We start from the raw sequence: 11826 nt of genomic DNA, 5'->3' as shown, positions 1-11826 counted from the left end.
GGTGTGCCCAAAGCTCCCTCCCCAGGCCCCGCTCAACATCTGCTCAGCAGATCGAATGCCGCCTTACGGCGTCGTCTTGACCTTGATCTCGCCGCTGATGATCTTCTTCTTCGCGGCCTCGACCGCCTCGACGACCTTGGTCATCTTCTGGTAGGCGGGGTTGGAGTCGGCCAGGCCGACGCCGCCCGTCTTGAGGCCGTAGCGCACGGTGCCGGACTCCGGCTTGCCGTCCTTGACGGACTTGACCAGGTTGAAGACGGCGTCGGCGACGCCCTTGGTCGCCGAGGCAAGGATCTTGTCCTTGTACTTGGCCAGGCCCTTCTGCGTGTACTGGTCGCTGTCGACGCCGATGGCCCACTTGCCGCGCGTGGCGGCGGCCTCGATGACGCCGCTGCCCGAGTCGCCCGCGGCCTGGTAGATGACGTCCGCGCCACCGTCCAGCTCACCGTTGGCGGTGTCCTTGCCGGCGTCGGGCTTCTTGAAGCCGCTGTAGTCCGGCGGCTGGGTCAGGTACTGGACCTTCACCTTGACCGACTTGTCGGTCTCCTGGACGCCCTGGACGTAGCCCGCCTCGAACTTCTTGATCAGCGGGTTCTCCACGCCGCCGACGAAGCCCACGGTCTTGGTCTTGGTGGTCAGGGCGGCCGCCACGCCCGCCAGGTAGGAGGCCTGCTCCTCGTTGAACACCATGTTGACCACGTTCTTGGCGTGGACGGTGTCGTCGTCGACGAGGCCGAAGGTGACCTTCGGGAACTTCTTGGCGACCTCCTTCACCGCCGGGGCGTAGACGAACCCGACGGCGATGACCGGGTTGTGCCCCTCACGGGCCAGCTCGGTCAGGCGCTGCACCTTGTCGGCGTCGGACTCGCCCTCCGACGGCTCGATGTCGTCGCCGGCGACCCCCAGTTCCTTCTTGGCCTTGACGAAGCCGGCGTACGCTGCGTCATTGAAGGACTGGTCGCCACGCCCGCCGACGTCATAGGCGATGGCGACGCCCTTGTCCTTCTTCTTGGAGTCGGACGAGCTGCTGCCACCACAGGCCGTGGTGGTGAAAGCGAGGGCCGCGATGCCTATGCCCGCGACGGCGATGCTGGATACCCGGCGCACGAGGGATCCCCTTCGGCTTGAGCGCGCCTCCTTCGGCGCTGGTTTCGCCGCATCGTAACGCGCGTAGATGGCAGATAAAGGGGCCCCCGGAAGCCGTTATCGGATCGTCGCGAATCTGACTTGTCCTGGGGGCCTCCGGGACATGTCAATCGAGCAAAGCCGCGGCGGTGAACAGCTCCACGCCAACCTCGATGGCCTCTTCATCCACGTCGAAATCGCCGCAATGCAGGTCACGCCGGACAGTGTCGCCGACCCTGCGGACGCCCAGCCGCGCCATCGCGCCGGGCACATGCTCCAGGTACCAGGAGAAGTCCTCGCCGCCGAGGCTCTGCTCGGTGCTCTCCACCGCATACAATCCACGGCGCGTTTCCATCGCCCGGCGCAGCAGCCCGACCGAGCTCTCCTCGTTCACCACGGGCGGCACCCCGCGGACGTAGTTGATCTCCGACTTGGCGCCGTGCAGGGTCGCGATCTCGTCGACGGCGGCGTGCACCAGATCGGGCGCCTCCCGCCAGGCCGGGAGGTCCAGGCAGCGGACCGTGCCCGACAGCTCGGCGTGCTGCGGGATGACGTTGCAGGCGTGGCCCGACTCCACCCGGCCCCAGGTAACGGCCAGGCCGGAGCGGGTGTCGACGCGGCGGGACAGCAGCGCGGGCACCTCAGTGATCACCTTCGCGGCGGCGGTCACCAGATCGGTGGTCAGATGGGGGCGCGCGGTGTGACCGCCCGCGCCGTCGAGGGAGACCTCCAGGCGGTCGCAGGCGGAGGTGATCGCGCCGACGCGCAGCCCGATGCGGCCCACGTCGACCCCGGGGTCGCAGTGCACCGCGAGGATCCGGCCGACCCCGTCCAGCACACCCGCCTCGACCGCGTCGGGCGCGCCGCCGGGCAGCACCTCCTCCGCGGGCTGGAACAGCAGCCGCACGGGGCGCGGCAGCCGGCCCTCGCGGGCCAGCTCGGCCAGCACCAGACCGGCGCCGAGGACGACGGTGGTGTGCACATCGTGGCCGCAGGCGTGGGCGCGGTCGGGCACGGTCGAGCGGTAGGGCACGGACTTGGTGTCCGGGATGGGCAGCGCGTCGATGTCGGCGCGCAGCGCCAGCATGGGCAGGGCCGCGGCGTCGCCGGTACCGGTCCCGGTCCCAGTCCCGGTGCCTGTGCCGATGTCGCAGATGAGGCCGGTGCCGGAGGGCAGCACGCGCGGCTCCAGGCCGGCCTGCTCGAGCCGCGCCTTGATCGCGGCGGTGGTGCGGACCTCGCGGTTGCCGAGCTCCGGGTGCATGTGGATGTCCCGCCGGAAGGCGATCAGTTCCGTCCGAAGCTCTTCGGGAAGCCGGCCGGGCAGAGCGAGGGCGTCCGCGCTGAGACTGGCGGCGACCTCGGGTGCGGCGGCCAGGGCGGTGACGGCCTCGGCCTCGGCGGTGACGGAATCGGTCTGGGGGGACATCAATTGCTTCACCCGATGAAGCGTAGAACGGCTGGTGGGGCGGCCGGATGTCGATCAACAAAACATCAACCCGTTCGGGGACGGGAAACTGCCACCCCTTGCGCATGATCTCCCTAGTCAGGGGGTATAACAGGCCCCTCCGCCGCCGCCTGGTAGTGACGAGCGCCACATGGCGTACAGGTGAAGCCCTGACAGGAAGTTGCCGCCGTCATCTCAGGATGTGGTCATCGACGTGGTCATGGGCCCCCGGACCCGCCGCTCACGGCGCCGCCGACGCGGGCATCGACCGCAGCCGGTGCGCGTCCCGGGCGGTGCCGGTGACCCCCGACAGAAACCCCTGGGCGCGCGGCGAGGCGTCGCTGCGCAGCCAGGCGGGGTCCACATCGCAGACCGCGACCTTGACCCCCGTGCCCACGAGCGCGAGCGGCAGCGTGTGCACGACGGTCGACGGGAAGCTCACGATCGTATGGCCGATGGGGCCGCGGCGGGCTATCAGCTCCAGCGGCAGGTCCGGCCGTACGATCTCCAGCCCGATCTCGACCGAGACCCGGTGGAGCTTCTCGGCGCTCTCGCGGCGGTGCGCGAAGTAGCGGGTCGCCCCGTGCGTACGGGCCAGGGAGGCCACCGCCTCCAGATAGCGCTCCAGGTCCACCACCCCGGTCTCCACCAGGGAGGTGCCCACCAGGTCGGTGCCCCGGGTGAGCGTCGGCGGGCCGAAGCGGTCCCGGGTCCAGGCGAAGGAGTTGGCCGTGACCGTCACCCCGGCGGGCGGCTCGACGGGCATCGAGCTGAACACCTCGACGCGCCGGTCGCCACCTGGGGTGAGCCGACGACGCGCGTTCGCGGACACCGGAGCGAACACCATCTCGCGCGCCCCCCGGCCGGTGCCGCGCCGGTGCCAGCGCACCAGGGGCTCACCGCTGGCCAGTTGGGAGACGAACTCCATGGTGGCCGTGCCGTCGTCGACGACGACCAGGTCCCGGGCGCGGGTGAGCATGAGCAGCAGCTGCACATAGCGCGAGAACGGATCGCCGATGACGATCCGGTCGGCGCGGCGCAGCGGCCCGCGCAGCCCCCCGATCGTCTTCAGCGGCGCGCCCGCCCCGCCGCGCGCCTCCTCCCACCGCACCGCGAAGCCCTCGTCCCGCGCGAGCTCCGCCATACGGCGCAGCTGACCGCGCGTCATCGGGTCGTGCGGCGACAGCACCACGACCGTGAGCCCGTCGGGGTCGGCCCCGGCCGTATGCGCCCACTCCAGGACGTTCAGCAGCTGGACCGGGCTCTCGACGAAGGCCAGGGTGGCGCCGGAGCCGGCGCCGGTGGTACCGGGACGTGCGGCACGCTCCGCGGCGTCCCGGGGCAGGGCCCGGAAGCGGCGGGCAGCCCCCGACGAGTCACGGGGACCCGCCGCTTCCGGGTGTGGGCCGGGCTGACCGGCCGATGAGTTCACAGCAGACGGCTCCTTGGCCTCTTGGACCTCATGACCCTCTCGGACCTCTCAGACCTCTTGGCCCTCTCGGACCTCTTAGTCCTCATGGCCCTCTCAGGCCCCTTGGTTGGACCTCTTTGGCTCCGACCGGACGGTCAGACCCCGACCGGCTCGCGCTCGGCGGACTCGCCCTCGGCGACGACGCCCGCGACACGGCGCAGCTTCTTCATCGGCCCGAGCTCGCTCTCGTAGACCTTCTTGACGCCGTCGCCCAGCGACTCCTCGATGGTGCGGATGTCGCGCACCAGGCGCTGGAGGCCCTGCGGCTCGACCGAGGCGGCCTGGTCCGAGCCCCACATAGCGCGGTCCAGGGTGATGTGGCGCTCGATGAAGGTCGCGCCGAGCGCGACGGCGGCGAGGGTGGTCTGGAGACCGGTCTCGTGGCCCGAGTAGCCGATCGGCACGTTCGGGTACTCGGCCTGAAGCGTGTTGATCACGCGCAGGTTGAGCTCCTCGGCCTTGGCCGGGTACGTCGAGGTGGCGTGGCAGAGCAGGATGTTGTCGCTGCCCAGCACCTCCACCGCGTGGCGGATCTGCTTCGGGGTGGACATGCCCGTCGACAGGATGATCGTGCGGCCGGTCGCGCGCAGGGCGCGCAGCAGCTCGTCGTCGGTCAGCGAGGCGGAGGCCACCTTGTGGGCGGGGACGTCGAACTTCTCCAGGAAGGCGACGGCCTCGGTGTCCCACGGGGAGGCGAACCAGGCGAGCCCGCGCTTCTTGCAGTGCTCGTCGATGGCGCGGTACTCGTCCTCGCCGAACTCGACGCGGTGCCGGTAGTCGATGTAGGTCATCCGGCCCCAGGGGGTGTCCCGCTCGATGTCCCACTGGTCGCGCGGGGTGCAGATCTCCGGGGTGCGCTTCTGGAACTTGACCGCGTCACAGCCGGCGTCCGCGGCAGCGTCGATCAGCTTGAACGCGTTCTCCAGGTCGCCGTTGTGGTTGATGCCGATCTCACCGGTGACGTAGACCGGGTGGCCGGGGCCGGCGATCTTGTCACCGAGCGTACGGAGGCGATTGTTGGAGCTCACTTAAGACAGTTCCTTTCCAAGAATCCACGAGGCGATCTCGCGGATCGCACCGTCACCTCCGGGCGTGGAGGTGACCGCGCGTGCGGCGCCGCGCACGACGTCGTGCGCACCTGCGACCGCCACGGGCCAGCCGACGAGGCCGAAGCACGGGAGGTCGTTGACGTCGTTGCCGACATAGAGCACGCGCTCCGGCGCGATGCCCTGCTCCTCGCACCACTGCTTCAGCGCGAGGTCTTTCCGGTCGATGCCGTGCAGCACGGGGACCCGCAGCTTGCGGGCGCGTGCGGCGACGACCGGGTTCTGCTCCGTGGACAGGATCAGCAGCGCCAGCTCAGCGCGGCGCAGGGCGGCGATCCCGAGCCCGTCGCCGCGGTGCACGGCGACGAGTTCGCGTCCTTCGGAGTCGATCAGCACCTTGTCGTCCGTCTGGGTGCCGTCGAAGTCGAGTACCACCGCGTCGATGTCGTCGCGGGTGGGGAGCGCACCGGGGCGCGGGGCGTCGAGGAGGGGCGCGAGGGCGCGGGCCCGCGCCAGGTCGTGCGGGTCGTCGATCTCCAGGACGCGGGCGGCGTCGGTGCGCACCAGCGCGGTGCGGCCGAAGAAGCGGTGCCGCTCGGCGCGGAACCCCTCGACGCGCATCGCGTACGCGGCGCCGGTCTCCAGCAGGTCCTGCGGCCGGTCCTGGCGGCGCGGCCGGTACGACTTGTCGTGGTTGACGCCGTACCCGCCGTCGGCCGTCGTTTCGGCGTCCGCGTCGGTCCCGTCCTCGGCGTCCCGCCAGACGAAGCCGTGGAACGGGGCCACGGTCAGCGCGGTGTCCGCCCCGCCGTCCAGCACCGCCTCGGCGACGCCGTCCACGTCCTCGCGGACGATGAACGGGCTGGTGCACTGCACCAGCAGCACCACCTCCGCGGAGAACCCGTGGATCGCCTCGTACGCGTCGAGCGCGTGGAGCACGGCGGCCTCGCTGGTCGCGGTGTCACCCGCGATGGCGGTGGGCCGCTGGACGACCTCCGCGCCCGCGCCGCGGGCCACGGCGGCGATGCCCGCGTCGTCGGTGGACACGATCACGTCCGTCACCAGGCGGCTCGCCCGGCACTCCCGGACGGCGCGCGCGACGAGCGGCACGCCCCCCACGGCGGCCAGGTTCTTGGCGGGCACGCCCTTCGAACCGCCTCGGGCGGGGATCACGGCGACCACACGCCGGTCGGAGGGGGACATGGCGGCTCCTTCAGTGCCTTCGGGGTTTTCGCGTGGGGGGTGCACGAGGCCGGCTGCGGTGGGGTGACCCGCTGGGGTGCTCACAGCTCCCCCATCCGCCGGATCACCGGCGCCACGCGCTGGACGCCGTGCCGGTAGGCGCCGCGCGCCGCCTCCCGCATGGTGTTGCGTACGACCCGCCGCAACCCGCTGACCTGCGCGTCGTCCCCGGCCGCCGCGCCCGGCCGGGGCCGGCCGTCCGGCTCGAAGCCGTACCGGGCGAGCCTCGCGGGCAGATAGCCGGGCGCGGTGACGCGCGTGTAGTAGGGGGCGAGCGGCGGCAGCTGCTCCGCCGCGGCCAGCTCGGCGACCCGCTCGCGTGCGGCGTCGAAGGCCGTCTCGTACGCGCCGTCGGCCGCGACGCCCTGGCGGCTCACCCACTCGGGGTCGGGCTCGGGGAGGTGGCCCGCGTCCAGCTGGTCCCAGGAGGCGAGGCAGCCGGAGCCGAGGAAGTGGTGGTTGCCCAGCACCTCGCGCACCCCGAGGTCGGTGAGGACGGCGGTCGGGATGCCGCGGTGCAGGGACTCCAGGGCGGCCGTGGAGCTGACCGTCACCAGCAGGTCCGTGGTGTCCAGGACCTCGCCCATGTTCCCGTAGGCGAGGCGGAAGTTCTTCGGCACGCCGTCGCCGAGCTTGCCGACCAGCTTCTGGTACGGCAGCTCCTCGATGTGCGTGGTGTGCTCACCGGGCTTGCTGCGCAGCTTGACCAGGACCTCGCGGTCAGGGTGCGCCCGGGCGTGCTCCACGGCGCGGCGCAGCAGGTACATCCGGTCGGTGCGGTTGTCCGGGACGGACGGCTGGACCGCGAAGACCACGGTGCCGCCGGGGTGGGCCCGCCCCTCGCGCGCCTTCTCGTCGTACGGGGCGCCCCCGAGGAACGGCAGCGCGCACTCCACGACGCTGTCCGCCGACGCGCCGACGCCCGTGTAGACGTCGCGGAACCGCTCCGCGTCATGGCGGGAGTTCGCGAGGACGACATCCGCGCCGTGCCGCAGCAGCAGGCCGTCGGCGAGCTTCTCGTAGACCACGCCCACATAGCCGGTGACCACGACGGGGCGGCGCGGCGCGCCCTCCCAGGCGCGGGCGAGGCCGTGCAGCATGGCCTGGACGGCGCCGCCGACCAGGGAAAGTACGATCACGTCGTACCGCTCGCGGTCCATCGCCGCGACGAACTCGACCCCCGTCACCTCACGCAGCGAGTCCGCCCGCACCCCGACCTCGGCGAGCTGCCGGACCGTCGGCGTGGCCCGGCCGCGCAGCAGGAAGCCGTCCATGCGGCGGGCGGAGGCGGAGTCCAGGTCATCCGGTACGAGGCGGTGCGCGGTGAGCGCGCCCCATTTCCACCGGGTGTCGGAGTCCGCGAGCACGGCGACTCGTAGGGGGGAATTGGTACGTGAGGGCACGACGTTGACGCTAGGAAGCGATTTCGATTCGCGGCCCAACTCAGGAGCAACAAAGGGTTAACAGAACATCGACGCTTGGCGAATCGGCCGACGGGAACCGACGGGAGCCCTTCGGAAAGCCGTCGGGAAGTCTTCCGGAAGCTGTCGGGAAGTCGGTCGAAGCCCCCGGTCAACCGCGTAAATGTGGTGACAGGGGCGGCGGGTTAACCGTCCTGACGTCCTTCGTTCACCTTCACGTACACCCCTCGTCAAGCCGAATGCCAGACGGCGACCTACCGTCACGCGAGTGGTTAAGCTCTCCGTCATCGTGCCGTTCTACAACGTGCAGACCTATGCCCCCGATACGCTGAGAAGTCTGCGTGCGAACGCGCGTGCGGACTTCGAATTCATTCTCGTCGACGACTGTGCCACCGACGGGACGCCGGAGATCCTGGAGCGCGCCGAGCGCGATCTTCCGGGGGCCGTCTACGTGCGTCACGAGAAGAACGGGGGGCTCGCCACCGCCCGTAACACCGGCCTGGACGCGGCCCGCGGCGAGTACCTCACCTTCCTCGACGGCGACGACTGGCTCGCCCCCGGCTACTACGAGCAACTCCTCGCGTCCATCGAGGACTTGGGGTGCGACTTCGTGCGCACCGACCATGTCCAGTGCACCGGCCGGGCGCGCACGATCCACCGCGTGCCGCACGGTCTGCGCAACGTCGTCATGAACCCGCGCGACGTCATCCTCCCCGCCGACCGCTCCACCTCCGTCGACTACGCCTACGCCTGGGCGGGCATCTACCACCGCCGCCTGGCCGACCAGGGCCTGCTGCACTTCACCCACGGTCTGCGCACCGCCGAGGACCGCCCCTGGATCTGGAAGCTGCACCGCGAGGCGAGCTCATTCGCGGTGGTCGGACTGCTCGGCGTCTTCTACCGACGCGGCGTCGCCTCCTCCCTGACCCAGATCGGCGACGTACGGCAGCTCGACTTCATTCGCGCATTCGATCAGGTAATCGAAGAAACGGCCCAGGACCGGGACGCGGCCGATCTTCTCCCGAAGGCCGTGCGCACCTATTGCGCGATCATTTCCCACCATCTCGGCAACATCGAAAGGTTCGAGCCGACCGTGGCCAGGAAACTGCGTTCCATGTCCGCGGCCGCCATGAAGCGCATGCCACAGGACGTACTCAAAGAAGCGCTGGACTCGATGGACTACGAGCGCGCCGCCCGGCTGCGCCGGCTCAAGCGCCGCCCGGTGACGGAGGTGGCGGCCTGATGTCCGCCCTCGTCCCCGCCGGAGCCGCCGGGTCCGCCCGGGCGCCCCGCGCCCCCCGCAAGCGCACCCAGATCTTCCTCGCCTCCACGCTCTACGGCGCCGCCACGATCGTCGCCGCGCTCGACTCGGACCGCATCGGCCCGGCCGACCGCCGGCTGCTGCTCGTCAGCAACAACGCCGCGACGCCCGAGACCACGCCCGCCATCGACGAGATGCCGGGCTTCGAGCGGCTGCGCGGCCGCTTCGACCGCGTCCTGTCCTGGAACGAGACGATCAGCCCGTTCCACCCGGGCGGCTGGTCCCCGCGCGCCGACGACGCCCCGCTGTGGGAGCGCCATCTGCGGCTGCTGTGGAACCTGGGCGACGACGACATCGAGATCGTCCTGGAGTCCATCCAGGTCAACCCGGCCGGGGCGATCGCCAATGTCTTCCAGGGCGCGCCCATCGACGTCTACGCCGACGGGCTGATGAGCTACGGCCCCACCCGCAACAAACTCGATCCACTGATCGGCACCCGCATCCGCCGCCTCCTCCACCTCGACCTCGTCCCGGGGCTGCGGCCGCTGCTGCTCACCGAGTTCGGCGTCGAGCCGGAGATCATCCCGACCGATGTCTTCACCAAGGTGCTCACCGAGATCACCGACGCTGCCCCGCGCAGCGTCGCCTCCGCGAGCGAGCGGATCGCCACCGGCGTGGGCCCGGCCCTGATCCTCGGCCAGTACCTCTCCGCGCTCGACATCCTCACTCCACAGGAGGAGGAAGAGCTGCATGTGCGGATGTTGCGCGGGGCCGTGGCCCTCGGCCACCGCAGCGTCGTGTTCAAGCCGCACCCCACCGCGCCGGCCCGCTGGTCGCGGATGCTGGAGAAGAAGGCCGCGGAGCTGGGCGCCGAGCTGACCGTCATGGACACGCCCGTCCTCGCCGAGGTGCTGTACCAGCGGATGGCCCCCGCCCTGGTCATCGGCTGCTTCTCCACCGCGCTGCTCACCGCGAGCGTCTTCTACGGGCTGCCCGTCGCCCGGATCGGCACCGAGGTGCTGCTGGAGCGGCTGACCCCCTACCAGAACAGCAACCGGGTCCCGGTCACCATCGTCGACGCGCTGCTGCCCGACCTCGAGGACCACAAGGCCGTCGCCGCCTGGACCCCGCCCACCGACGAGCGCACCGGCCAGCGGCTGACCGGGCTGGTCAGCGCGGTCGGCTTCGCCATGCAGGCCAAGATCTACCCGAATCTGCGCCCCGCCGCCGAGCGCTACCTCGCCGCCCACCTGGACGCCGCCACCTGGCGCTACTTCAAGCGCCGCCGCCTCACGGCACTCGCCCTGCCCGGCGCGGTCCCCTCCCAGCTCGCCTTCATCCCGCGCAACGAAACCGTGCGCCGCGTGGCGCGCCGGGCGCGCGCGCTCAAGCGGTCGGCGCTGAAGCGAGCGGCCACGGGGTGAACCGGGTGCACCGGGGGACTGAGCGGGCCGTACGGGACAGACAGGCGACGAGTGCGAAGGAACGGAAACGGCACCATGACCACGGGCAGAGAGCTCGGCCGAATACGCGTTGAGGGTGACGGGGCGACGCGGAACGAGGTGACATCATGACCGCGACCGCAGGCGCACCCGCCCCGTCGTCCACCGGCTCGGGGAGCACCCCGGCCGGCGGGGACGCGGACGACACCGGCCCGATATCCCCCGCGCGCCCCCTGCCCCCCGCACTCCCGCAGAATCCTTCCCCCTCCCCCGAGGGCTCGCGCCCGTCCCGCGGCGCGCCCGTACGACTGCGCGCGCTGGACGGCCTGCGGCTGCTCGCCGCCCTGATGGTCGCCGCGTACCACTACGGCGGCCGGGGCGGGGAGATCAGCCAGGCGTGGGGCACCTCCCCCCGCGAGCAGTTCCCCACCGCGTCCACCTACTTCGCGTACGGCTGCCTCGGCGTCCAGATCTTCTTCGTCATCAGCGGCTTCGTCATCTGCATGAGCGGCTGGGGCCGCCCCCTGCGCTCCTTCTTCGCCTCCCGCGTCTCCCGGCTGTACCCCGCCTACTGGGCCGCGATCCTCATCGTCACCGCCGTCTTCGCGCTGCCCTGGATCGCGTTCAAGTCGGTCTCGCCCAGCGACACGCTCGTCAACCTCACCATGCTTCAGCAGCCCATCGGCGCGGACCGGGTGCTGGGCGTGTGCTGGACGCTCTGGGCGGAGCTGCGCTTCTACGCCCTGTTCGCGCTCTTCGTCGTCCTCCCCGGCGCCAACCGCCGGCGCGTCATCCTCTTCTGCGCCGTATGGACCCTGGGCGCCGCCCTCGCGGACGCCGCGAACCAGCCCTTCCTCGAGCTGGTCCTGATGCCGGAGTACGCCCCGTACTTCATCGGCGGCATGGGCCTCTACCTGATCCACCGCTACGGCCACGACGCCCTGGCCTGGGGCATCGTCGGCCTCAGCTTCCTCATCGGCCAGCACTACGCAGTGGCCGAGCTGTGGCACGCGCCGAATCCTTCCTTCTTCTCCTACCGCTCGACGCTCGGCATCGTCGCCATCGTCGCCTTCGGCTATCTCGCGGTCGCCCTGATCGCCCTGGGGAAGTTCCAGTGGGCCAACTGGCGCTGGCTCACCCTCGCGGGCGCGCTCACCTACCCCTTCTACCTGGTCCATGAACACCTGGGCTGGGTGGTGGTCGAGCTGCTCCACCAGAAGCTGGGCATCCCCTCGTACGGCACCTTCGCCCTGACCATCCTGCTGATGCTGGTCCTCGCCTGGCTGCTCTACCGCTTCGTGGAGCAACGCCTGACTCCTGTCATCAAGCGGTCGTTGACGGCCGTTCGGGTGCGCTGACGGCCCGGCCCGC

General features: G+C 71.0%; 9 protein-coding genes. 3 read left to right on the top strand and 6 right to left on the bottom strand.

Annotated features, from left to right (window positions below):
- Positions 1-63 precede the first annotated feature (63 nt).
- The 6 genes from ACZ4WQ_RS39565 to ACZ4WQ_RS39540 form a co-directional block, all read right to left on the bottom strand.
- On the bottom strand, positions 64-1107 hold the full coding sequence (locus ACZ4WQ_RS39565; protein ID WP_385340932.1) for a BMP family lipoprotein: 1044 nt from the start codon (positions 1105-1107) through the stop codon (positions 64-66).
- Between the two features lie 145 nt (positions 1108-1252).
- A complete protein-coding gene (locus ACZ4WQ_RS39560) occupies positions 1253-2554 on the bottom strand; it encodes an amidohydrolase (RefSeq protein ID WP_398374882.1) in 1302 nt (433 codons plus the stop codon).
- A gap of 259 nt (positions 2555-2813) precedes the next feature.
- Complete coding sequence (locus tag ACZ4WQ_RS39555; RefSeq protein WP_385341080.1) at positions 2814-3917, bottom strand: hypothetical protein; 1104 nt, start codon at positions 3915-3917, stop codon at positions 2814-2816.
- Between the two features lie 221 nt (positions 3918-4138).
- A complete protein-coding gene (locus ACZ4WQ_RS39550; protein ID WP_311724225.1) occupies positions 4139-5071 on the bottom strand; it encodes an N-acetylneuraminate synthase family protein in 933 nt (310 codons plus the stop codon).
- Positions 5072-6292, bottom strand: a complete 1221-nt coding sequence (locus ACZ4WQ_RS39545) for an acylneuraminate cytidylyltransferase (RefSeq protein ID WP_311724226.1) — start codon at positions 6290-6292, stop codon at positions 5072-5074.
- Positions 6293-6372: 80 nt separating this feature from the next.
- A complete protein-coding gene (locus tag ACZ4WQ_RS39540) occupies positions 6373-7698 on the bottom strand; it encodes a DUF6716 putative glycosyltransferase (RefSeq protein ID WP_398374885.1) in 1326 nt (441 codons plus the stop codon).
- A 322-nt stretch (positions 7699-8020) separates the two neighbouring features.
- Here ACZ4WQ_RS39540 and ACZ4WQ_RS39535 point away from each other — a divergent pair, with 322 nt between their 5' ends.
- The 3 genes from ACZ4WQ_RS39535 to ACZ4WQ_RS39525 all read left to right on the top strand — a co-directional run bounded on the left by ACZ4WQ_RS39535 (position 8021) and on the right by ACZ4WQ_RS39525 (position 11813).
- Positions 8021-8995 carry a glycosyltransferase family 2 protein gene (locus ACZ4WQ_RS39535; protein ID WP_311724228.1) on the top strand — a complete coding sequence of 325 codons (975 nt, stop codon included), beginning with the start codon at positions 8021-8023 and terminating at the stop codon, positions 8993-8995.
- Positions 8995-10437 (top strand): polysialyltransferase family glycosyltransferase, encoded by a 1443-nt coding sequence (locus ACZ4WQ_RS39530; RefSeq protein WP_361183869.1) that lies wholly within the window; start codon positions 8995-8997, stop codon positions 10435-10437. The genes ACZ4WQ_RS39535 and ACZ4WQ_RS39530 overlap by 1 nt, the downstream gene beginning before the upstream one ends.
- 146 nt (positions 10438-10583) lie before the next feature.
- Positions 10584-11813 (top strand): acyltransferase family protein, encoded by a 1230-nt coding sequence (locus tag ACZ4WQ_RS39525; RefSeq protein WP_311724230.1) that lies wholly within the window; start codon positions 10584-10586, stop codon positions 11811-11813.
- The last annotated feature ends 13 nt before the right edge of the window (positions 11814-11826 follow it).

The sequence above is a fragment of the Streptomyces sp. NPDC028305 genome (assembly GCF_055569495.1).
This window is presented reverse-complemented; position numbering and strand designations above follow the sequence as displayed.